The organism is Pseudomonas sp. 5.2, from assembly GCF_059025405.1.
In genome coordinates, this window is the sequence record NZ_JBYBHH010000003.1 from 346,898 (window position 1) to 369,341 (window position 22,444).

At 62.4% G+C, this 22,444-nt stretch carries 24 protein-coding genes; 22 read left to right on the forward strand and 2 right to left on the reverse strand.

What is annotated here, in order from left to right; genetic code table 11:
• Nucleotides 1–2 precede the first annotated feature (2 nt).
• The 16 genes from trbG (at nucleotide 3) to AC5PZ0_RS07500 (ending at nucleotide 15,498) form a co-directional block, all read left to right on the forward strand.
• On the forward strand, nucleotides 3–893 hold the full coding sequence (gene trbG / locus AC5PZ0_RS07425) for a P-type conjugative transfer protein TrbG (protein WP_186679206.1): 891 nt from the start codon (nucleotides 3–5) through the stop codon (nucleotides 891–893).
• A 2-nt stretch (nucleotides 894–895) separates the two neighbouring features.
• Entirely contained in the window at nucleotides 896–1,339 is a 444-nt protein-coding gene (locus tag AC5PZ0_RS07430; RefSeq protein WP_238209840.1) for a conjugal transfer protein TrbH, read from the forward strand.
• A 6-nt stretch (nucleotides 1,340–1,345) separates the two neighbouring features.
• Nucleotides 1,346–2,731, forward strand: coding sequence for a TrbI/VirB10 family protein (locus AC5PZ0_RS07435; RefSeq protein WP_186679190.1), 1,386 nt, complete (start codon nucleotides 1,346–1,348; stop codon nucleotides 2,729–2,731).
• 22 nt (nucleotides 2,732–2,753) lie between these two features.
• Complete coding sequence (gene trbJ, locus AC5PZ0_RS07440) at nucleotides 2,754–3,554, forward strand: P-type conjugative transfer protein TrbJ (RefSeq protein ID WP_238209836.1); 801 nt, start codon at nucleotides 2,754–2,756, stop codon at nucleotides 3,552–3,554.
• A 10-nt stretch (nucleotides 3,555–3,564) separates the two neighbouring features.
• Complete coding sequence (gene trbK / locus AC5PZ0_RS07445; RefSeq protein WP_186679188.1) at nucleotides 3,565–3,810, forward strand: entry exclusion lipoprotein TrbK; 246 nt, start codon at nucleotides 3,565–3,567, stop codon at nucleotides 3,808–3,810.
• A 15-nt stretch (nucleotides 3,811–3,825) separates the two neighbouring features.
• A complete protein-coding gene (gene trbL, locus AC5PZ0_RS07450; protein WP_493854597.1) occupies nucleotides 3,826–5,589 on the forward strand; it encodes a P-type conjugative transfer protein TrbL in 1,764 nt (587 codons plus the stop codon).
• A 13-nt stretch (nucleotides 5,590–5,602) separates the two neighbouring features.
• Nucleotides 5,603–5,905: a TrbM/KikA/MpfK family conjugal transfer protein gene (locus AC5PZ0_RS07455; RefSeq protein ID WP_274884378.1), complete on the forward strand. Its 303-nt coding sequence runs from the start codon at nucleotides 5,603–5,605 to the stop codon at nucleotides 5,903–5,905.
• 11 nt (nucleotides 5,906–5,916) lie between these two features.
• On the forward strand, nucleotides 5,917–6,522 hold the full coding sequence (locus AC5PZ0_RS07460) for a lysozyme family protein (RefSeq protein ID WP_493854598.1): 606 nt from the start codon (nucleotides 5,917–5,919) through the stop codon (nucleotides 6,520–6,522).
• Between the two features lie 77 nt (nucleotides 6,523–6,599).
• Nucleotides 6,600–7,226, forward strand: coding sequence for a hypothetical protein (locus AC5PZ0_RS07465; protein ID WP_493854599.1), 627 nt, complete (start codon nucleotides 6,600–6,602; stop codon nucleotides 7,224–7,226).
• Between the two features lie 68 nt (nucleotides 7,227–7,294).
• Complete coding sequence (locus AC5PZ0_RS07470) at nucleotides 7,295–8,989, forward strand: phospholipase effector Tle1 domain-containing protein (protein WP_493854600.1); 1,695 nt, start codon at nucleotides 7,295–7,297, stop codon at nucleotides 8,987–8,989.
• A 5-nt stretch (nucleotides 8,990–8,994) separates the two neighbouring features.
• The gene (locus tag AC5PZ0_RS07475; RefSeq protein ID WP_493854601.1) at nucleotides 8,995–9,705 is read left to right on the forward strand and encodes a TraX family protein; all 711 of its coding nucleotides are present in this window, start codon (nucleotides 8,995–8,997) and stop codon (nucleotides 9,703–9,705) included.
• A gap of 11 nt (nucleotides 9,706–9,716) precedes the next feature.
• Nucleotides 9,717–10,256: an IncP plasmid survival protein KfrC family protein gene (locus AC5PZ0_RS07480; protein WP_493854602.1), complete on the forward strand. Its 540-nt coding sequence runs from the start codon at nucleotides 9,717–9,719 to the stop codon at nucleotides 10,254–10,256.
• A gap of 45 nt (nucleotides 10,257–10,301) precedes the next feature.
• Nucleotides 10,302–12,125 (forward strand): type IV secretory system conjugative DNA transfer family protein, encoded by a 1,824-nt coding sequence (locus tag AC5PZ0_RS07485; protein ID WP_027592001.1) that lies wholly within the window; start codon nucleotides 10,302–10,304, stop codon nucleotides 12,123–12,125.
• Entirely contained in the window at nucleotides 12,122–12,661 is a 540-nt protein-coding gene (gene traF / locus AC5PZ0_RS07490) for a conjugative transfer signal peptidase TraF (protein ID WP_493854603.1), read from the forward strand. The genes AC5PZ0_RS07485 and traF overlap by 4 nt, the downstream gene beginning before the upstream one ends.
• A 392-nt stretch (nucleotides 12,662–13,053) precedes the next feature.
• Nucleotides 13,054–13,773: a carbonic anhydrase gene (locus AC5PZ0_RS07495; protein ID WP_099428002.1), complete on the forward strand. Its 720-nt coding sequence runs from the start codon at nucleotides 13,054–13,056 to the stop codon at nucleotides 13,771–13,773.
• A 198-nt stretch (nucleotides 13,774–13,971) separates the two neighbouring features.
• Nucleotides 13,972–15,498: a SulP family inorganic anion transporter gene (locus tag AC5PZ0_RS07500; protein ID WP_265967501.1), complete on the forward strand. Its 1,527-nt coding sequence runs from the start codon at nucleotides 13,972–13,974 to the stop codon at nucleotides 15,496–15,498.
• A 118-nt stretch (nucleotides 15,499–15,616) separates the two neighbouring features.
• Here AC5PZ0_RS07500 and AC5PZ0_RS07505 read toward each other — a convergent pair whose 3' ends face one another.
• Nucleotides 15,617–16,258: a hypothetical protein gene (locus tag AC5PZ0_RS07505; RefSeq protein ID WP_027591997.1), complete on the reverse strand. Its 642-nt coding sequence runs from the start codon at nucleotides 16,256–16,258 to the stop codon at nucleotides 15,617–15,619.
• 368 nt (nucleotides 16,259–16,626) lie between these two features.
• Between AC5PZ0_RS07505 and coxB the strand changes: the two genes are divergently transcribed.
• From coxB to AC5PZ0_RS07525, 4 genes are read left to right on the forward strand one after another with little or no spacing between them, the layout of a single operon-like run.
• Nucleotides 16,627–17,754 carry a cytochrome c oxidase subunit II gene (gene coxB / locus AC5PZ0_RS07510; protein ID WP_085272114.1) on the forward strand — a complete coding sequence of 376 codons (1,128 nt, stop codon included), beginning with the start codon at nucleotides 16,627–16,629 and terminating at the stop codon, nucleotides 17,752–17,754.
• A 43-nt stretch (nucleotides 17,755–17,797) separates the two neighbouring features.
• The gene (ctaD, locus tag AC5PZ0_RS07515; protein ID WP_027591995.1) at nucleotides 17,798–19,387 is read left to right on the forward strand and encodes a cytochrome c oxidase subunit I; all 1,590 of its coding nucleotides are present in this window, start codon (nucleotides 17,798–17,800) and stop codon (nucleotides 19,385–19,387) included.
• Nucleotides 19,388–19,389: 2 nt separating this feature from the next.
• Complete coding sequence (locus AC5PZ0_RS07520) at nucleotides 19,390–19,956, forward strand: cytochrome c oxidase assembly protein (RefSeq protein WP_027591994.1); 567 nt, start codon at nucleotides 19,390–19,392, stop codon at nucleotides 19,954–19,956.
• A 16-nt stretch (nucleotides 19,957–19,972) separates the two neighbouring features.
• Nucleotides 19,973–20,860 (forward strand): cytochrome c oxidase subunit 3, encoded by an 888-nt coding sequence (locus AC5PZ0_RS07525; RefSeq protein ID WP_027591993.1) that lies wholly within the window; start codon nucleotides 19,973–19,975, stop codon nucleotides 20,858–20,860.
• Nucleotides 20,861–20,892: 32 nt separating this feature from the next.
• On the opposite strand, the gene AC5PZ0_RS07530 is transcribed toward AC5PZ0_RS07525, so the two are convergent.
• Nucleotides 20,893–21,096, reverse strand: a complete 204-nt coding sequence (locus AC5PZ0_RS07530; RefSeq protein ID WP_027591992.1) for a twin transmembrane helix small protein — start codon at nucleotides 21,094–21,096, stop codon at nucleotides 20,893–20,895.
• A 51-nt stretch (nucleotides 21,097–21,147) separates the two neighbouring features.
• On the opposite strand from AC5PZ0_RS07530, the gene AC5PZ0_RS07535 reads away from it, so the two are divergent.
• Both AC5PZ0_RS07535 and AC5PZ0_RS07540 read left to right on the forward strand, forming a co-directional pair.
• The gene (locus tag AC5PZ0_RS07535; RefSeq protein ID WP_493854622.1) at nucleotides 21,148–21,891 is read left to right on the forward strand and encodes an SURF1 family protein; all 744 of its coding nucleotides are present in this window, start codon (nucleotides 21,148–21,150) and stop codon (nucleotides 21,889–21,891) included.
• On the forward strand, nucleotides 21,857–22,441 hold the full coding sequence (locus tag AC5PZ0_RS07540; RefSeq protein ID WP_493854604.1) for a PA_0111/PP_0108 family redox-active disulfide protein: 585 nt from the start codon (nucleotides 21,857–21,859) through the stop codon (nucleotides 22,439–22,441). Before AC5PZ0_RS07535 ends, AC5PZ0_RS07540 begins: the two co-directional genes overlap by 35 nt.
• Nucleotides 22,442–22,444 lie beyond the last annotated feature (3 nt).

Sequence of the window (22,444 nt, forward strand, 5' to 3'; positions counted from 1 at the left end):
CCATGAACCGTTACCTTTGCGCCATGCTCGCGGCGGCTTTGCCCGCGTTCGCGCAGGCTGCGCCGGGCACCAGCGCCGCCGATCTGTACTTTTCCGATGCCAACCCGACCCTGACCGCGCAGGAGAAGGCCGCACTGGCGATTTCCCAGCGCTGGCAGCAGGCCAGTGCCACCGGCATCAAGCCAGTGGATGGCGGTGACGGCACCGCACGTTTCATTTTCGGCGCCCAGCAGCCGAGCATCGTCTGTGCCGTGCTGCAGGTCTGCGACATCGCCTTGCAGGCGGGTGAGCAGGTCAACTCGATCAACCTCGGCGACACCGCGCGCTGGACAGTCGAGCCGGCGATTACCGGCGTGGGCGAGAGCGAAGTCCAGCACCTGATCATCAAACCGATGGATGTGGGCCTGGAGACCTCGTTGGTGGTCACCACCAACCGCCGCACCTACCACTTCAAGCTGCGTTCGCACCGTACCGAGTACATGCCGCAAGTCGCCTTCACCTACCCGGAAGAAGCGCTGGCGAAGTGGAACCTGATCAAGAACCGCGAAACCACCGAGCGCCGCAAGGCGACCATCCCGGAGACCGGCGAATACCTGGGCAACCTGAACTTCGACTACAGCGTCAGCGGTGAAACCTCCTGGAAGCCGGTGCGTGTGTACAACGACGGCAGCAAGACCATCATCCAGATGCCACGCACCATGGGCCAGACCGAAGCGCCGGCCCTGGTGGTCGTGCGCAAGGACGGTGGCTGGTTCAAGGATGATGAGACCGTGATGGTCAACTACCGGGTTCAGGGCGACCGCTACATCGTCGACACCGTATTCGACAAGGCCATCCTGATTGCTGGCGTCGGCAAGTCGCAGGACCGCGTCACCATCCAGAGGGGTAAATAACGATGCGCGCATGGATCGCACCCTTCGTTTGCCTGTGGCTGGCGGGTTGTGCTCACGGGCCCTACGGCAACTTCGCCGACCGAACCACGCCGGCGATCAATCAGCAGCTGGCCAGCGCCACCGCGCGCCAACTGGCAGTCGTGCACGCGCCGGCCAGCACGCGCTTGCGTATCGCCCAGGAAACCACTGACGGCTACGGCGTATCCCTGGTCAGCGCATTGCGCGCCTCCGGTTTCTCGGTACAGGAATTTGACCCTAAGGCTCAGCCGGTACCCGCAACGGCGCGTGCGGCTGCGCCGCTGCAGGTCAACTACATCGTCGATGCGCCCAAGGACAGCGACCTCTATCGGGTCACCCTGCTGGTCGGGCGTGAGTCCTTGAGCCGTGTTTACGCGGTGCAGAACGGCCAGGTGCTGGCCGCCGGGGCCTGGGTACGCAAGGAGTGACGTGTGATGAGTAGCAAGAACGATGTCATGTCGCCGGACGCATCGCCCGGCAAACTGCATCGCAACAGCGGTGTGCGTCGGGTCAACAACTGGCCGATTTATCTGATTGGCGCCGCCGCCATGGTGTTTCTGCTGATCATGCTGCTGGTGGCGGCCGATCGTGCCGAAGAGCAGGACAAGCCTGAGGAAAAGAAAGCGGAAAAAGCCGGCAACAGCAGCATGTTTGCCCAGCAGATCAATGGCATGGACCAAGATGGGATCATCCCCAGCAAAGTTGAGCCGCCGGCCATGCCGACTCTGGACGACACGCCCGCACCGCAGCCCGCCAGCTTGCAGGTGGTACGCCCGAGCAACCTCGATGCCCCCCCTATGCCGCCGCGCGAGATGCCGCCGAGCGTCAACGGTGAAGAACTGGAACGCATCCGCCAAATGAAGATGCAGCAGTTCCAGGAGGCCGTCCGGGCGCAGAGTACCGTCCGGGTAGAGGCCCCGCGCAGCGCTGGCTCAAGCCTCGGCGCTGCCGGCGCCCCGTCCAGCCAGCAGGACGCCTTGGCCCGCATCGCTGCCGCACGCCAGCGTATGCAAGAGGCCTCGCGCAGTGACCCGACCGCAGCCTACAAGGCGCGCATGGCCGAGTTGAAGGCGATCAGCTCAGGCGGGGGCGGTGGCGGCGGTGCGCAGGGCGATTCGCCGTTCCTGGTGCAAGCCGCCAGCAACGCTGGCAAGGACTACAACCAGTTCGGCACCACGGAGAACAGCGACCGCTGGAAGATGGACGTGACCATGGAATCACCCCGTAGCCCTTACGAGCTGCGCGCGGGCTACGTGATCCCTGCCACGATGATTGCCGGTATCAACTCCGAGTTGCCTGGGCAGATCATCGCTCAGGTCGCGCAGGCTGTGTACGACACCGCTACCGGCAAGCACTTGCTGTTGCCACAGGGCTCGCGCCTGGTCGGTTCCTACTCCAGCAGCGTGGCCTATGGCCAGTCGCGGGTACTGGTCGCCTGGCAGCGCATCATCTTCCCGGATGGCAAGGCGATGGACATCGGTTCGATGCCGGGTAGCGACAGCGCCGGCTATTCCGGCTTCAACGATCAGGTCAACAACCACTATGTACGGATCTTTGGCTCGGCCTTGTTGATGTCCGGCATCGTCGCCGGCATCAGCCTCAGCCAGGACCGTGCCAGCAGTGACAGCAGTGACCGTGAGACCGCCAGCAGCGCCATGAGCGAGGCGCTCGGCCAGCAGTTGGGCGAGGTGACCGCGCAGATGATTTCGAAGAACCTGAACATCGCGCCAACCCTCGAAATCCGTCCGGGCTATCGCTTCAACGTGATGGTGACCAAGGACCTGACGTTCTCGAAGCCTTACCAGTCCTTCGATTACTGAACCATTTGCCAAGGAGAGCAACATGAAGCACACGGCCTTGTTGAAACCCACCATTGCGCTGCTGGCCGGTCTGGGGTTCACCCTGCAGGCGCATGCCGGTATCCCTGTTGTGGACGGGATACACGCGGGCATCAGCCAGCTGGGGGTAGCCGAGAACATTGCCCAGACGGCCAAGCAGATCCAAGAATACAAAACACAGATCGAGCAGTACACGACCCAGGCGTTGCAGTACAAGAAGCAGCTCGACCAGTACGAGAATATGTTGAAGAACACGGCGGCACCGGCTGCCTATATCTGGGACCAGGCCAATTCGACCATCAACAAGTTGATGGAAGCCCAGAGCATGATCAATTACTACACGACTCAGGCGGGGAGCCTTGATTCGTACCTGAGCAAGTACCGCGACACCAGTTACTACAAAAGCTCACCCTGCTTCGGCCTCGGCACCTGCACCGAGGAGGACCAGGCGGAGCTCGCCGAGCATGAAGCAATGGCCTCCGAATCGCAAAAAACGGCTAACGACGCGTTGTTCAAAAGCATCAAGCAGCAACAAGAGAACTTGCAGGCCGATTCCAGGCAGCTGGAGCGTCTTCAGCAAGCGGCCAGCACGGCAGATGGCCAGGTCAAGGCGATTCAGTATGCCAACCAGTTGGCCAGTCAACAGACCAACCAACTACTGCAGTTGCGCAGCCTGATGCTGGCTGAGCAGTCTGCGACTGCCAACCGCGCGGCGGCTGAGTTGGATGAAAAGGCCCGCGGTGAGGCCCAGGCAAGACGCGTCACGACGTGGGAATACGAAAAAAGCCCTGAAGGCAAATACTGAGGAAAGCACCATGAAGAGCAAAATTTTGCAACTCGCCATCGCCGTGGGCGTGCTGTTCAACCTGGCCGGTTGTTCCGAGGAAAAAGTCCCTGAGCCAACGGCCGAAAACTGCGCCAAAGGCACCTATGAAAAGAACCTGTCGAGCCTCTCTAAAGAGGCCAATCGAAACGAATTCATCGACGGGTGCAGAAGCTTCAACGCGGCGCAGGAAATGACCGAGTGGAAGTTTGAGAAAAGCCCGGAAGGCAAATACTAAGGTGGGATTACGCACATGATTGGCACGCGTCGGGAACTGTTCCTGAGTGTACTGCTGGTTGCTGTTTGCCTCGCAACTCCGACGCTTGCCCATGCGGCGACAGGGCAGTTAGGCAGCTCAGGTGTCATGGATGAGGTGCTTGAGAGGTTCCATAGCGCCACCAGCACCTGGTTGCCAGCGATCCAAAGCGCTGCAACGCGGCTGTTCTTTGCCCTGGCGTCCATCTCCATGGTCTGGACGTTCGGCATGTTGCTGATGAAAAAAGCCGACATCGGCGAGTTCTTTTCCGAACTCATCCGTTTCATGGTGGTGTTTGGGTTGTATTGGTGGTTGCTGCAGAACGCGATGGGCGGGCTGAAAATCGCCGACAGCATCGTCAAGTCGATGAGCCAACTCGGCGCCACTGCGGGGCACATCGGCAATACCGAGCTGAAGCCGTCCTCCATCGTCGACCTGGGGTTCGAGCTTTATGACAAGACCGTCAAGGCAACCAGCAAACTGAGCTGGCACCAAATGGGCCGCCAGCTGACGATGGAGTTCATGGCCATTGGTATTTTGCTGGTGCTGGCCATCGTGTCTATCAACCTGCTGGTGCTGTTGGCATCAAGCTGGTTCCTGCTGTACGCGGGGGTGTTCTTCTTGGGCTTTGGCGGCTCACGCTGGACGTCTGATATGGCGCTTAACTACTTCCGCGCAGTACTGGGGCTTGGCGCGCAACTGTTCGCCATGGTGCTGTTGGTTGCGATTGGCAAGAGCTTTATCCAGACCTTTGCCGCCCGTATCAGTGACAAAGTTGCCGTGCAGGAACTCGCGGTCATGATGGTGACCTCGGTGCTGCTGTTGATACTGGTGAACAAGATACCGCCGATGATTGCAGCCCTGGTGGGCGGCGCCGGAAGTGCTTCTACCGGCATCGGCAACTTCAGTGCTGGCGCCGTGGTGGGGGCTGCAACCACCGCTGCGTCGATGATGGGCAAGAGCGCCTCGGCGATGATGACGGGTGGGGCGAACCTGATGGGCGCCGCGCAGGCCTTGCATTCCGCTTTCAAGGGCGCGCAGTCGACGGCCTCCGCCGGTGGGGATATCGCGTCGCGTATGACGGGGATGCTGGGGTCACCCAGTAGCTCAAGTGGAGGGAGCACTGGCGGCGGCAGCTCCAACGGCGGTGCCAGCCCGCTCGGCTCGGTAATGGGCTTGGCCTCCTCGGCATCTTCGGCCTCATCAGGCCTTGCCCAGGCGGCCTCGTCTGCGGGAGGCGAATCGTCCTCTCGGGGTGGATCCTCTGAATCATCGTCAGGTGCTGAATCATCCGGCGCATCTTCCGGTGGCGGTTCGTCCGAGGGGGCATCCGGCGCATCTGGCGCATCTGGCGCGGGTGGGGCATCAGAGTCATCTTCAGCAGGGGGCTCCGGCTCTGGCGCTGCAGAGGCGGCATCAGCCGGCGGCGGCGGATCTGCCGAGGGCAGTTCGGGTTCACAGGGTGGCACGGGTGTCACCGGTGGCAAGGGTGGCGCTGCAGAGGGGGGCAGCAACGCAGCCTCCAGCAAGATGGCATCAGCAGGCCGCGTAGCCCTGCAAATGGGCGCCAACCTGGCCTCTGGCGTGGGGCGGGTTGCGCAGTCCCGCATCGACAAGTCGCTTGCCGGGCGCATTGCCAATGAAATCTCCGACCCCGGTTCCAGCAGCCGTTCGAACCTGGACACCCGATCGCCCAGCCGTGACTTCGAACCCGATGCTGAAGTGAAAAACTTCAGCGAAAGCAAACAGGACAGGACTTGAACAAGGAGTGCTCATGAAAATTGCAAAAGTTCTCCCAGCCGCCGTGCTGGCCGCCAGTTTCGCCGTCGCCCTGCCCGCCCAGGCCAAAGACCCCTGCGCCACTGTGCTGTGCATGTGGGGCAAGCTCAAGGGGGCGGGTGTGGTCGATAACTGCAGTGGCCCGGTCAATGACTACTTCAGCATCGTCAAAAAGAAGAAGGGCAAGATCAAGCTGAGCCAGACCTCGGACGCTCGCCAGTCCTTCCTCGACAAATGCGAGGCCGCCGACTCGGGAAAGACCAAGTCGATCAATAACAAGTTCGGCAAGGTCATCTGAGGCGCGCCACGATGCCATTCGTCGCTGACGTTCCGCCCCCGGCCCTGAGCGAACCCATCGCCTGCTCGATCATGGCGGCGGTCAAATACGAGCTGCCGGTGAACATCGTCCTGGCCGTGTCCGGCCAGGAAGGTGGCAAGCCTGGCCAGTGGGTGCGCAACCACAATGGCACCTACGACGTGGGCCCCATGCAGTTCAACACCGCCTACCTGCGCGAGCTCTCGCGCTACGGCATCACCCCTGAGGATGTCGAGCAAGGCGGCTGCTACTCCTACGAGCTGGCCGCCTGGCGCATCCGTGGCCACGTGCGCAATGACCGCGGCGACTTGTGGACGCGAGTAGCGAATTACCACTCGCGCACCCCCGCCATCAATGCGCGCTACCGCCAGCAGATCATGCGCCGCGCCGTCTACTGGGCCGATTGGCTGGATGCCCGCTTTGCCACGCAGCAGGTGGCGCAGAGCGCGGTATTCTCCGGCGCGCCGGCCGAGGCGTCCGTGGCAGTGGTCGACACCGCGCAGGCGGTGAAGGCGGCTGTCGTGCAGCAGCCGGTCATGCCGCAACCCGTGGACACGTCAGCCTATGTGCCCCGGGGGCTGGTGATGGGGAGCAAATGATGGATTCGCTGGTCACAGTAGCCGCATCTCGAAACGATACAGGGACCCGCCGCGAGGCGGATGCAAGGAGAGAAAGATTGAACCTACCCACTTTCGGTATGGGCACTGCCGTTACCGACAAGGCATCGCGCCGCCCCAGTCGCCTCTGGCCGCGGCTGCGCCTTGGCGCGCTCGTACCCCTCGTGCTGGGAGCCTGCATGCTCCTGCCTGCCACCTCTTCTGAACTTCAAGCCAAGGAGCTTTCCATGCAACACAATCAAGGCCAAAACCAATCCAAAACCTCGGGCATGAAGCTCCCCGACGGCGTGTTCCCTCCGATGAAGGGTTATACCCGTGAGGACTTGATTGGCGCTGCTGCCCTACCCGTAGAAGCGGTGATGAAGGCTGAGGGAATTGACCCCACCCTGATCAAGGAATCGCTGTTCGCCCTGGCCAAACACCTCAATGAGGCACTGGAGGCGCAGAACGTCGAGTATCAGATTTCGACCTGGTACCAGAAGCCTTACGACAATCCCGCTGACCGCACCAAGAGTGTTGCCGCCATGGGCGAAAGCTTTGGTGCTTTGGCGATCCGTGCTGCAGGGCAGTCGCTGCGAGGGTCCCCACTCTTGAACTTGGGCGAAGCATTCTTTGAACGCTACACCCGAAGCGCCGGTGATGGTGTCCACGATCTGATCGTGACCCTAAACAAACCGGGTGCCTGATACGGGTTCGAGAATGTCTTGGAGCGTTCGTCCTGTCCTGGCGGCGGGATGATCCATAGGGATATGAAATGAGCGATGCAATGCGTTTTACGGTGTACTTCGACGGCACCGGTAACAACAAAGATCTGAATACACCTGAAGGCACGCAGACCAACGTTGCCCGCCTGTATGACCTGGACACCGCCAAAGGTACCAACCTGGCGCGCAACTCTGGGCATGAACCGCAGCAGTACGACGCCAAGGAGCGCTCCGGCCAATCGGAGAAGGTCTACTTCGATGGTGTTGGCAGCCAATCCAGTACCAGCGGGCGTTCGTTGCTCGAAGGCGCAACCGGCCGCGGTGCCCAGGAGCGTATCGACCAGGCCTACGACTCCATCGTGGCCTTTCACAACAAGTACCCGGACCAGCAGATCGACGTCAACATTGTCGGCTTCAGCCGCGGGGCATCGCAGTCCCGCGCCTTGGCCAACGAGTTCATCGAACGTGGCGTCCCCAAACTCGATGACCAGGGCAAAGCGACCGGGGAATACTTGATTCCCCCAGGCCAGGCGCACGTCAACAAGCTGGGTATCTTCGACACGGTCGCCACTGACGGTTTGTCGAATACCGATACCCATCTGGGCAAGAACCTGGAGATCAGCAAGAACATCGATTCGACCACCCACCTGGTGGCGATGAACGAGTACCGCGACACGTTCCCCCTGACCAGTGCCCTGCGTAACGACGACAACTCGCGCATCGAGGAGTTGAAGTTTGCCGGCGCGCATTCGCAGGTCGGCGGTGGTTACAAGGACGATGTGCTGGCAGCCGGGCCATTGGCGGTGATGCACGATCGCCTGCAGTCGGCCGGTATAGAAATGAAGCCGATGCAGCAGGAGGATGTTCAGCGCATCGAGCAGTACAATACGTTGATCAAAAGCCCGGAGAAAGTTGAGCAAGCGCTCATCGACTCGCGCCTGTTGAAGGGTGAGAACGCGTTCAGCCGCAACGCGGATGGCTCGTTCCAGACAGTGGACAATATGCCCTTCCCGATGGAACGCGGCATGATCAACGTCTTTGACCGCCAGGCTCGCCCCTTCGATCACGAGACCAATGGCCGCGGGGTAATCTTCGAGAACGATGATCGGCTTAGCCGCAACAGCGTTTCCAGAGCCGTTGAGGGGATCGGTGATCGCCTTAAATCGCTGGGGCAAGATGCCTTGTCCGCTTCGGCACGCTTCCTGGGCATTGACACGCGCGAGCAGGCGATAGAAGAGGGCAAAGGGCTGTATGCCGAGCTCATGTCGGAAAGGGCCGCCACTTCACAGCAGCAAGTGGCTACGCTGTCTGGCGAGCTTACGGCTTCACGGCCCAGCGCTGGTTATATCGAGAGCCTGAACCTGCAAGCGGTGCCAGTCCCTGAGGGCGCCAAGCAGGGCCAGCAGCAAGACCCGCAGGCCCAGCAGCGCAGCGACTCGTTCAAGGCCATGGAAGACAAAGCGCGCGACCTCAACCCCTCAGCCAGTATCGGCGAAGCTTCAGAGAGCGGGCGCAAGGCGGTCAGCGGGATGGTCGTCGACATGGACGAGCACCACATCCTGCAGAAGGTCGGCCAGACCGACCAGTTCGTCATTCATGACCGCCGTGACGTCGACCCGAGCCGCAACTTCCAGGTAGGCAAGAGCACGGCGATCGTCCACGAGAAAGGCATCGGCGACCTGGCCCGTGATGTGGCGCCGAAGCTGGAGCTCGATACCGGGCTTTCCCAGGCCATGCGTCGGTGATTTCGATGCCGCGCCTGCAACTCGCCGACGGTACGGTAGAAGCGCTGAAGTGGCTGGCGCTGTTGCTGATGACCGGCGACCACGTGAACAAGTACCTGTTCAACGAGACCCTGCCTTACCTGTTCGAGGCAGGGCGCTTGGCGATGCCGCTGTTCGTGGTCGTGCTGGCGTACAACCTGGCGCGGCCGGGAACAGTGGAAAACGGTGCCTACCGGCGCACAGCGCTGCGCCTGTTTCTGTTTGGGGTGTTGGCGACGCCGCCGTTCATTGCCCTTGGGGGGCTGCTGTACGGCGGCTACCCGCTGAACATCCTCTTCACGTTGCTGGTGATTACCCTGGCGACCGAAGCCTGCGAGCGTGCCGCGCAAGGGCGGCCGCTGTTCTGGGGGCTGGCGCTACTGGTGGTGGTCGTGGGCGGTGCCTGGGTCGAGTTCTGGTGGCCGGCCGTGCTGTTGGGGCTGTGTGTGGGTTGGTACGTGCGGCGCCCGAACCTGCTGGCCGCCGTGGGGGCCGTGCTTGCGCTTGCGGCGTTAACGCCGATCAACGGCAATGCCTGGGCGCTGGCCGCGTTGCCGGTGCTGCTGGCCGCCCGCTGGGTCAGGCCTGACCTGCCGCGCTGGCGCTGGCTGTTCTACGCCTATTACCCGCTGCACCTGGTGGCGCTGTGGTTGATTCGCATCCCGATGGCCAAGGCCGGATACCTCTTCCTGATATGAAGCAGATGCCCATGAACGAGCCTAAACCGCCCAAGCCGCCGCTCGACGATGCCGGGCAGGCATTAGAGGCGCAGGCTCAGGCGCTGGCCGCCGAGCAGACCGCGCTGCTGGACGCCAGCCCGGTGCAAGCACGCTACAACCAGGCCCTTGGCGAGTGCGTCGAGCAAAAGGCCGAGCAGGCCGAGGCCCTCGAGCAGCGCCTGGAGGCCATGCTGGACCGCCAGCAGGCGCAATTGCAGCAGAACCAGGCCTCGCGCCCGGGCTGGCTGGCCCTGCCTTCCACCCGCGCCGCCTGGGAGCAGGGCAACCAGCGTTGCCAGGCGCGGCTGCAGCAACTGCAAGGCCGCCTGGAGCGGGTGCAGGAGCTGCACCACGGCATGGGCCTGTACACCCCACGCATCGAGGAGTTGGCGGTGCGCCAACTGCGCGCCGAACAGCCAGAGCTGGTCGAGCAATGGAGCTTGCAGCGTCAAGCCGAGCGCACGCTTACTGAGGCGCAGCGGCGTACCCAGGCCCAGGACATCGGGCGTTCGCGCACAACCTCGCCATGAACCAGCACCTTCCCTATCCCATCCTTTCGTTCACGGAGCGAACCCATGAAACATAACAACGCTGTGGGCCCGCAGATCCGCGGCGGCCAGCGCAGTGGCGGCAACACGGGGCAGGCCATCCTGGCCATTTTCTGCCTGCTGGCCGGCCTGGCTACTGCCACCCAGTACTTCGCCTACCTGTTCAATAACCATGCGGCGTTGGGGGCCAACCTGAACGGCGTCTACGCCCCATGGATGATTCTGGTGTGGGCCGCCAACTGGTCCGATCAGTACCAGGACACCCTGCTGCGCGCCGGGTCCCTGGGGGTTCTGGTCAGCGGCGTCGGCATGATGGCGATGGTCGTGATCCGCATGATCAGCAGCAACAGCTCCAAGGCCAATCAGTTCCTTCATGGCTCTGCGCGTTGGGGCGAGCGCAAGGATATCGAGAGCGCCGGCCTGTTGGCTGATGATGGCGTGTACGTAGGCGCCTGGCTGGACAAGCGCAACAAGCTGCATTACCTGCGCCACAACGGCCCGGAGCACATCCTCACCTTCGCCCCGACGCGCAGCGGTAAGGGCGTTGGCCTGGTGATCCCGACGTTGCTGTCGTGGAAGCACAGCGCGGTGATCACCGACCTCAAGGGCGAACTCTGGGCGCTCACCGCTGGCTGGCGTCAGCAGCATGCCGGCAACCGGGTATTGCGTTTCGAGCCGGCCACCGCCAATGGCTGCGTGGGCTGGAACCCGCTGGAAGAAATCCGCCTGGGCACCGAGTTCGAAGTGGGCGATGTGCAGAACCTGGCCACGCTGATCGTCGACCCGGACGGCAAGGGCCTCAACGACCACTGGCAGAAGACCTCCCAGGCGATGCTGGTGGGTTGCATCCTGCACCTGTGCTACCGCTCGCAGGACGAGGGCGGTGTCGCCAGCCTGCCGGCGCTGGACGCCATGCTCGCCGACCCGTCGCGGCCAATCAGCGAACTGTGGGCGGAAATGACCCACTACGGCCACCTCGATGGCGAAAACCACCCGCTGGTGGGGTCTGCTGCACGCGACATGCTCGACCGGCCGGCCGAAGAGGCCGGCTCGGTGCTGTCGACCGCCAAATCGTACCTGTCGCTGTTCCGTGACCCGATCGTGGCGCGCAACGTGAGCCGCTCGGAGTTCAAGATCCGCGACCTGATGAACCACGACGACCCGGTCAGCCTGTTCATCATCACCCAGCCCAACGACAAGGCGCGCTTGCGCCCCTTGGTGCGCATCCTGGTGAACATGATCGTGCGCCTGCTGGCCGACAAGATGGACTTCGAGGACGGCCGGCCCAAGGCGCACTACAAGCACCGGCTGCTGATGATGCTCGACGAGTTCCCGAGCCTGGGCAAGCTGGACATCATGCAGGAGTCGCTGGCCTTCGTGGCCGGTTATGGCATCAAGTGCTACCTGATCATCCAAGATTTGTCGCAGTTGCAGGAGTTCTACGGGCAGAACGAGAGCATCACCTCCAACTGCCACATCCAGAACGCCTACCCGCCAAACCGGGTGGAAACGGCGGAGCACCTGTCCAAGCTCACCGGGCAGACCACCATCGTCAAAGAGCAGGTGACCACCAGCGGGCGACGTTCCAGCGCATTGCTGGGCCAGGTGTCGCGCACCCTTCAGGAAGTGCAGCGACCGCTGCTGACCACCGACGAGGCCCTGCGCATGCCAGGCCCACGCAAGGATGGCCAGGGCAATATCCAGGAAGCCGGCGACATGGTGGTGTATTGCGCAGGCTACCCGGCGTTTTATGGCAAGCAACCGCTGTACTTCCAGGACCCGGTATTCCTGGCCCGCGCCAAGGTGCCGGCACCGCGTGAAAGCGACCGCACCATCGAGTTGCCGGCATGAAACGGCCGTTGAGCGTGGCCGCTATCGTGGCCATTCTGGCGTTTTGCGCAGTGCCGCTGGTGCTGTGGGGCGGCGCGCGGCTTAACGTCACCAGCAGTTTTCCGCCGGGCATTTACTGGGTGGTCGACAAGGCACCGGAAAAAGGCGACCTGGTGATGTTTTGCCCGCCGCAGGAGGCTGTGTTTCAGCTAGCGCACGCGCGCGGCTACCTGGCTGGGGGAACCTGCCCTGGGGGATACATGCACCTGCTCAAGCGGCTGGTCGCGGTATCGGGTGACGACGTGCAGATCACTGCCGAGGGGGTCAGCGTCAACGGGCAGTTGCAGGTGCGTAGCCAGCCGTTGCAGCAAGACCCCAGTGGCCGCCCCATGCCACAGCCACCGCTGGCGCACTTTCGCTTGGGCAGCGACGAGGTGCTGATGCTCTCCGATTACAGCCGCTTGTCGTTCGATGGCCGTTATTTCGGTGCCGTGCCGCAAGGGCAATTGGGCGAAGTGGTCGAGCCTTGGCTGGTGTGGCGAAAAACGCCGTTGTAATCCAGCAGCTCGGTCGGGCCGTTGTAGGAGCAGCCTTGCGCTGCGAAGAGGCCGGTAGCCTGCAATCGATGTTTGGTGCGGCTACCGGCCTCTTCGCAGCACAAGGCTGCTCCTACAGGTAACCCTAGTACCACTAATCCAAGTGAATAATTACAGTAATGGTACTAGGCAATTGATGTTTTTTTGCTATTATTGAAATCCCGCCTTACCTATCTGGAACGCCTGTTCTAGAGCCTCCGAATTAAGTTTCAGTTAAGTTTTCCCCGCTAGCGTAGGCAATCAGTCAACGAAGACTGTGATCTGTGGCCTGTGCGCGTCATCTAAATCCCTGCATAGCCTGAATCTTTCACCGGTAAAATGGACTTACCTTCACACCGTCAAGAGGATGAATCATGCCCGTCAAGGACCCATCCAAGGTCGTTCCGGATGTACCCGCCGAGAGCGCCGATGCCGCCCTGAAGCACATCGTCGACGGCTTTCTGCGCTTTCACCATGACGTCTTCCCCGAGCAGCAACAGCTGTTCAAGAAGCTCGCCACCGCGCAAACGCCACGCGCCATGTTCATCACCTGTGCCGACTCGCGCATCGTCCCCGAGCTGATTACCCAAAGCTCGCCAGGCGACCTGTTCGTGACCCGTAACGTCGGCAACGTGGTGCCCCCGTATGGTCAGATGAACGGCGGCGTCTCCAGCGCCATCGAATACGCGGTACTGGCACTGGGTGTACACCACATCATCGTCTGTGGCCACTCGGACTGCGGCGCGATGCGTGCGGTACTCAACCCGCAATCGCTGACCAAGATGCCGACGGTTTCCGCTTGGCTGCGCCATGCCGAAGTGGCACGCACCGTGGTTGAGAACAACTGCTCCTGCGGCAGCGAGCACGAGACCATGCAGGTGCTGACCAAAGAAAACGTCATCGCCCAGTTGCATCACCTGCGCACTCACCCCTCGGTCGCCTCGCGCCTGGCGGCGGGTGAGCTGTATATCCACGGTTGGGTCTACGACATCGAGACCAGCAAGATCGAAGCCTATGACGCTGCCAGCGACAGCTTCCTGCCCCTGGCTGCGGGCGAGCCGGTCCCCTGCGCTACCCCGAGAGGCCGCTACTAAGCGACCCTTCCACCGCTAGAACCTTGATAGCCGGCTGCACCCTGTAGGGGTGTGGCGCGGCCTTCGGCTGCCTTGAATTCCCTGATTGCCTTGCCGGCATGCTCGCTGGCGGTCCGCGCCTGCGCGTCTTTCAGGGGCCAACGTGCTCACGGCCAGAGGAATGGCCGTGCAACAGATAAATGGAGAAACACGGTGAACATGACACAGTTGAAAGCGGCCTTGCCGCGAGAGTTGTTGGCGTCGGTGGTGGTATTTCTGGTCGCCCTGCCCTTGTGCATGGGCATCGCCATCGCCTCGGGGATGCCGCCTGCCAAGGGCCTGATCACCGGCATTATCGGTGGCGTCGTGGTGGGCTTCCTGGCGGGCTCGCCGCTGCAGGTCAGTGGCCCTGCCGCCGGCTTGGCGGTGCTGGTGTTCGAGTTGGTGCGCCAGCACGGCGTGGCCATGCTCGGGCCGATCCTGCTGCTGGCCGGGCTGTTGCAATTGCTGGCGGGGCGCTTGCGCCTGGGCTGCTGGTTCCGCGTCACGGCACCGGCCGTGGTGTACGGCATGCTGGCGGGTATTGGTGTGCTGATCGTACTGTCGCAGGTGCATGTGATGTTCGACACGGCGCCGCAGCCTTCGGGCATGCAGAACCTGCTGGCGTTTCCGGCAACCCTGGCCGCAGCCCTGCCGTTGGAAAGCGCAGAGGCCGGCTGGCAAGCCGGTGCACTTGGGCTGGGTACCATCGCCATCATGTGGGGCTGGGAGCGCTTGCGGCCGCAACAGCTGCGGTTCGTGCCCGGTGCCTTGCTGGGCGTAGCAGCGATGACTGCCATCAGCCTGTGGCTGGCGCTGCCGGTGAACCGGGTGCAGGTGCCGGCAGACCTTTCCGAGGCCATCGACTGGATCCGCCTGGATGACCTGATGAACCTGGCCGACCCGACCTTGCTGGTGGCGGCATTCGCCCTGGCGTTCATTGCCAGTGCCGAGACCCTGTTGTCGGCTGCCGCGGTGGACCGTATGCACAGCGGCCAGCGCTCGGACTTCGACCGTGAACTGTCCGCCCAGGGCATCGGCAACATGCTGTGCGGTGTGCTCGGCGCCCTGCCAATGACCGGGGTGATCGTGCGCAGCTCGGCGAATGTCCAGGCCGGCGCGCAGACCCGAGCCTCGGCGATTTTCCATGGCTTGTGGCTGTTGGCGTTTGTCGTGGTGTTGAGCAGTGTGCTGCAGCAGATCCCGGTGGCGAGCTTGGCGGGTGTGCTGGTGTTTACCGGCATCAAGCTGGTGGACTTCAAGGCGTTTCGTGGATTGGGACGGTATGGCCGCATGCCGATGTTCACCTATGCGGCGACGGCCCTGGCGATCATCTTCACCGACCTGCTGACCGGTGTACTGCTGGGCTTTGCCTTGACCTTGCTCAAGCTGGCCTTCAAGGCGGCGCGGTTGAAAATCAACCTGGTGAGCCTGGGCAAGCCTGGGCACATGGAACTGCGCCTGAGTGGCGCTGCGACCTTCCTCAAGGTGCCGGCGTTGACCCAGGTGCTGGACACGGTGCCGGCGGGGACCACCTTGCATGTGCCGTTGGGCAACCTCAGCTATATCGACCACTCATGCCTGGAACTGCTGGAGGACTGGGGCCGGAGCAATGCAGCCAATGGGTCGCGCTTGTTGATCGAGCAGCGGCGCTTGAAGCGGCGCATCGAGGGGCGGCTGCGGACGACGGCGGGGGTTGGGGCTTAGTATTTAGCTGTTGTGTTGCCTGATCTGGCCTCTTCGCGGGCAAGCCCGCTCCTACAGGGTGAATTGCATACCCTTTGTGGGAGCGGGCTTGCCCCGCGAAGAGGCCGGGACAGGAGTATCAGGCAGGCTGGCCCAGCTCCACACCCAGCTGACGCGACAGGCACGGCCAACGCTTCCAGGCGTTGCCGGTTTCCGGGCTGCTCAGTTTCTCGCGATAAGCCTCCACCGATTCCACCGCAAAGCTCTCGTCATTGAGCATCTCGTCGACCGAATGATGCACCACTTCATCGAGCTGGTTGGCGAAGGTCTCGCCGATCAGTTGATGGGCAATCAGGTTGGCCATCGTGGTGTCGAACGGAATCAACGGCTGCTTGAAGTGGCGGATGTACAGGTCGTTGACCTCCTCCACCAGGCGATGCGCCAGGTAGGCCTCGTCCAGCAGGCAATCCAGCCCGACATGCCCTTGCATCACCGTGGGCGGCTGCTGGAAATAAGCTTCGGCAATTTTCAGTACCGGTTTGATCTGCGACTCGATCCCCGCTTCACGGGCTACCTCGTGGGCAGCCTCCAGCAGCTCTGGAACCTGGTCGATATAGGCGCTGACGAAACGCGCCAAACTACCCTGGGCGTCCTGCTCAGGTAGCTGGATCGAGGGGTGCAAATGCGGCAGTTGTAGCTCTAGACGTTCTTTCAGTTGGCCGGTTTCAAGTTCGTGTTGATGGGCTTGGCTAATCTGCTCGCGTACAGCAGCGATGTTCATGACAACTCCAGGGACATTACGTGTCAAACGGAAGACACTAAATTAGCTCGGTATACAGAATACCTAAGACGTATTTGTTATAAACCGCGCAAACGTGTGCTTGCTCTGGCATATCGGTATGCCACTATTGCGCCATATCCTATCAAGCGCGCGGTTTTCAGGGCATTGCGCAATTTCGTGAAGTTCATTTCACAGGCTGCATTGCGTGCCATTGGTCGCTGTCTATACTCCCGTTGAACGTGATTCGTTGATGAGGCCCGTCTGCTTTTGCAGGGGCTCGGTCGTCGAAGCCAGGCAGTCTTGACCGCCGTTCCCTCTTGCCGCAGGCCACGCCTTCGGGACTACAAGAATTAGAAGGGGAACCCGCAATGATGCGACATCCACATGTCTGGATGGGCCTCCTGTTGTGGACGGTTTTCGGACAGGCCAACGCCGCCTGGACCGTCAACATGCACCCGGGGGCGACGGAAGTCTCCAACGCCGTCTTCGACCTGCACATGACCATCTTCTGGATCTGCGTGATCATCGGCATCGTGGTGTTCGGCGCGATGTTCTGGTCGATGGTCGTCCACCGCCGTTCCACAGGCCAACAGGCAGCGCATTTTCACGAGCACACCTGGGTCGAAATCATGTGGACCGTGGTGCCGTTCCTGATCCTGGTGGCCATGGCCATCCCCGCGACCAAGACCCTGATCGACATCTACGACGCCAGTGAGTCGGACATCGACATCCAGGTCACGGGCTACCAGTGGAAGTGGCACTACAAGTACCTGGGCCAGGACGTGGAGTTCTTCAGCAACCTGGCCACCCCCGCCGATCAGATTCACAACAAGGCCCCCAAGGACGAGCACTACCTGCTCGAAGTCGACCAGCCGCTGGTGCTGCCGGTGGGCGCGAAAGTGCGCTTTCTGGTAACCGCCGCCGACGTGATCCATTCCTGGTGGGTGCCGGCGTTCGCGGTCAAGCGTGATGCCATCCCAGGCTTCGTCAACGAGGCCTGGACGCGCATCGAGAAGCCCGGCATCTACCGCGGCCAGTGCACCGAGCTGTGCGGCAAGGACCACGGCTTCATGCCGGTGGTGGTCGAGGTCAAGTCCAAGGCCGATTACGACACCTGGCTGGGCGAACGCAAGGCCGAGGCGGCCAAGCTCAAGGAGCTGACCAGCAAAGAGTGGACCCTCGAAGAGCTGGTCGAGCGCGGCGACAAGGTCTACCACACCACCTGCGTGGCCTGTCACCAGGCCGAAGGCCAGGGCCTGCCGCCGATGTTCCCGGCCCTCAAGGGCTCGAAGATTGCCACCGGGCCGAAGGAAGGCCACCTGAGCATCGTCTTCCACGGCAAGCCCGGCACGGCCATGGCCGCGTTCGGCAAGCAGCTCTCGGAAGTCGACATTGCCGCCGTGGTCACTTACGAGCGCAACGCCTGGGGCAACAACAAGGGCGACATGGTCACGCCGAAGGATGTGCTGGCGCTCAAGCAGGCAGAAGCGCAATGAACCGGGTTACTCGCGGCAATCAATGGATTGCAGGAGACAGGACATGAGTGCAGTGATCGACGACCACGCCCACGGCCATGAGCATGCCCACGGCCCGGCCAAGGGCCTGATGCGCTGGGTGCTGACCACCAACCACAAGGACATCGGCACGATGTACCTGTGGTTCGCCTTCATGATGTTCCTGCTCGGTGGCTCGTTCGCCATGGTGATCCGCGCCGAGCTGTTCCAGCCGGGGCTGCAGATCGTCGAGCCAGCGTTCTTCAACCAGATGACCACCATGCACGGGCTGATCATGGTGTTCGGTGCGGTGATGCCAGCCTTCGTAGGCCTGGCCAACTGGATGATCCCGCTGATGATTGGCGCGCCGGACATGGCCCTGCCGCGGATGAACAACTTCAGCTTCTGGCTGTTGCCTGCGGCCTTCCTGCTGCTGGTCTCGACCTTGTTCAGCCCCGGCGGCGGGCCGAACTTCGGCTGGACCTTCTACGCGCCACTGTCGACCACCTATGCCCCGGCCAGCGTGACCTTCTTCATCTTTGCCATCCACCTGATGGGCATCAGCTCGATCATGGGCGCGATCAACGTCATTGCCACCATCCTCAACCTGCGCGCCCCCGGCATGACCTTGATGAAAATGCCGCTGTTCGTCTGGACCTGGCTGATCACCGCGTTCCTGCTGATTGCCGTGATGCCGGTGCTGGCCGGTGTGGTGACCATGATGCTGATGGACATCCACTTCGGCACCAGCTTCTTCAGCGCCGCGGGGGGCGGTGACCCGGTGCTGTTCCAGCACGTGTTCTGGTTCTTCGGCCACCCCGAGGTGTACATCATGATCCTGCCGGCGTTCGGCGCGGTCAGCTCGATCATCCCGGCATTCTCGCGCAAGCCGCTGTTCGGCTACACCTCGATGGTCTATGCCACGGGGGCGATCGCCTTCCTGTCGTTCATCGTCTGGGCGCACCACATGTTCGTGGTCGGCATCCCAGTGGTGGGCGAGCTGTTCTTCATGTACGCCACCATGCTCATTGCCGTGCCGACCGGGGTGAAGGTGTTCAACTGGGTCAGCACCATGTGGGAAGGGTCGCTGACCTTCGAGACGCCGATGCTGTTCGCCATCGCCTTCGTCATCCTGTTCACCATCGGCGGGTTCTCCGGGTTGATGCTGGCCATCGCGCCTGCCGACTTCCAGTACCACGACACGTACTTCGTGGTCGCGCACTTCCACTACGTGCTGGTGCCTGGGGCGATCTTCGGCATCTTCGCCTCGGCCTACTACTGGCTGCCGAAATGGACCGGCCACATGTATGACGAAACCCTCGGCAAGCTGCACTTCTGGCTGTCGTTCGTCGGCATGAACATGGCCTTCTTCCCCATGCACTTCGTGGGCTTGGCGGGCATGCCGCGGCGTATTCCGGACTACAACCTGCAGTTCGCCGACTTCAACATGGTCTCCTCGATCGGCGCGTTCATGTTCGGTGCCACGCAGATCTTCTTCCTGTTCATCGTCATCAAGTGCATCCGCGGCGGCGCCCCGGCGCCGGCCAAACCCTGGGACGGTGCCGAAGGCCTGGAGTGGTCGATCCCCTCGCCTGCGCCTTACCACACCTTCCAGACGCCACCGGACGTGAAATAGCCATGAACGGCCTGTCGCTCAAACGCCTGGTCATGCGCCTGCTGATGCTGACGGTGGTGATGTTCGCCTTCGGTTTCGCCCTGGTGCCGATCTACGACGTGATGTGCAAGGCCTTTGGCATCAATGGCAAGACCGGCGGCCAGTACGAAGGCAGCCAGGTCAGCGACCCGTCGCGCTCGGTACGGGTGCAGTTCATGTCGACCAACGCCAGCGACATGGTCTGGGATTTCTACTCCACGGCCGATCAGATCGACGTGAACCCAGGTGCGGTCAACCAGATGATCTTCGTCGCGCGCAACCCGACCGACCGGCCGATGAGCGCCCAGGCGATACCCAGCATCACCCCGGCCGAGGCCGCGGCGTACTTCCACAAGACCGAGTGCTTCTGCTTTACCCAGCAGGTGCTGCAGCCCGGCGAACGCATCGAGATGCCGGTGCGCTTCATCGTCGACCGCGATCTGCCGGCCAGCGTGAAGCACCTGACACTGGCCTACACCTTGTTCGACATCACCGCTCGCCACCCGCCGGTCGCGCATGTTGCGGCCCAGGACGTCCAGGGCGCCCGTTAAGGGAAGGAGAACAGCAATGGCAAGTCATGAGCACTACTACGTTCCGGCGCAGAGCAAGTGGCCGATCATCGCGACGGTCGGCATGTTCATTACGGTGTTCGGCCTTGGCACCTGGTTCAACGACATGAAAGCCGGGCACCCCGACTCCCATGGGCCGTTGATTTTCTTCGTCGGCGCGCTGTGCCTGGCCTACATGCTGTTCGGCTGGTTCGGGGCGGTGGTGAAAGAAAGCCGTGGCGGGCTGTACAGCCCGCAGCTGGACCGTTCGTTCCGCTGGGGCATGAGCTGGTTCATCTTTTCCGAGGTGATGTTCTTCCTGGCCTTTTTCGGCGCGCTGTTCTACGTCCGCGTATTGGCCGGGCCGTGGCTGGGCGGTGAAGGGGCCAAGGGCGTTGCGCACATGCTGTGGCCCAGCTTCGAGTTTGCCTGGCCGCTGCTGCACACGCCTGACCCGAAACTGTTCCCGCCGCCCAAGGAAGTCATTGACCCTTGGCACTTGCCGTTGATCAACACCATTTTGCTGGTGAGCTCGAGTGTGACCATCACCATTGCCCACCATGCCTTGCGGCGTGACCACCGGGGTGCGCTGAAACTGTGGATGGCGCTGACCATCGCGCTGGGCATCAGCTTCATCACGCTGCAGGCCTACGAGTACCACGAGGCCTATACCAAGCTGGGGCTGACGCTGGGCTCGGGGATCTACGGCGCGACCTTCTTCATGCTCACCGGCTTCCACGGCGCCCACGTGACGCTGGGCACGATCATCTTGATCGTGATGTTCGTGCGCATCCTGCGCGGGCACTTCAACCCCGACAAACACTTCGGCTTCGAGGCAGCCAGCTGGTACTGGCACTTCGTCGATGTGGTGTGGGTGGGGCTGTTCATCTTTGTGTATGTGCTTTGACACATGTGCAGGCCAGTCAAGGCGATACAGGTTCAGAAGGGGGCGTGTGACACCAGCTGGCCACTGATGAAGCCGTAGGCCACCAGGCCGATGGTCAGGGCCGCCAGGGTCACGCGCACGGTCAGTGCCTTCAGCAAGCGGGTCGAGTTTTCGTCGTCCTTGACCAGGAACACCAGGCCACTGAACAGGCTGGCAACCGTGGCCAACAGCATCAGGACAATCGCGGCCTTGAGCATGGCGCTTCTCCGGGGGGATGCGGTGATGTGGATAAGTATAGCGAGGCGCCTGTGAGGCCGTTTCGCCCAGGTTGGGTACCGACCCTGGTGGTGCTTGCGCTGCTACCGGGGTTGATCGCGCTTGGCTGCTGGCAATTGGGCCGCGCCGACGAAAAGCGCGCGCTGCTGGCGACCTATGCCGAGCGCAGCCTCGACACGCCGCTCTCCACTGCCCAGTTGCAGCAACGCGACGATGCCGCCTACCGCCGTGTGCACCTGTACGGCCGTTTCGATGGTGAACACAGCCTGCTGCTGGATAACCGAATGCGCGACGGCGAGGCCGGCGTCGAGCTGTTGCAGCCCTTCCATGACCAGGCCAGTGGGCTGTGGTTGCTGGTCAACCGCGGCTGGTTGCCGTGGCCGGACCGCCGCGTGCCGGTGCACTTCACAACCCCGGCGCAGCCGCTGGCGCTGGACGCGTCGGTGTATGTGGCGCCTGGCAGCACCTTCCAGCTGCACCCGGACCCAGCCGGCGGCCAATGGCCGCACTTGCTGACGGCCATCGATGCCGCCCAGCTGTGGCAGCAATTGGGCCGCGAAGGCTACGCCCATGAGCTGCGCCTGGAGCCCGGGCCGGCCAGCTATCGCCTGGGTTGGCCGGTCGTTGCGCTGGGGCCGGAAAAGCACCTGGGCTATGCGGTGCAGTGGTTTGCCTTGGCCACCGCGCTGGTGCTGCTTTACCTCTACTTTGGCTGGCACAACAACAAAAAGGAGAACCACCATGGCCGCCGCCACCCGTCCACTGGACGTGCCTGAACGCAGCAAGCCCAGAACCCGCGGGCGTTTGCAGCTGATTCTGATTCTGCTGGTAGTGCTCGGCCCGATGATCCTGGCCACCAGCATGTACAAGCTCAAGTTCTGGGTGCCAGACGGCCGCAGCTACCACGGCGCGATGATCGGTAACGGCGAGAGCCGCAGCGATATCGGCATCGATGGCCAGGACGCGCGCTGGCAAGTGTTGGTCAGCACGCCCGAGGCCTGCGCCGAAGATTGCCAGCGCCTGGTGTACCTGGCCCGGCAGATACAAGTTGGCCTGGGCCGTGATGCCGGCCGTGCCAGCCATGCGCTGGCTGCCGCGCAGCCGTTGAGCGCTGACTACCAGGCGCAGCTCGGCCGTGAGTACCCGCAGTTGCAACGCTACCCGCTGGATGCCCAGCGCTACCTGAACAAGGTCGGTGAGCTTGGCCCGCAACTGTGGATCGTCGACCCGCACGGCAACTTGGTGTTGCGTTACGACGCCAAGGTCAACGGCAAGCACGTGCTGGACGACCTGCGCCACCTGCTCAAGTTGTCCAACATCGGCTAGGAG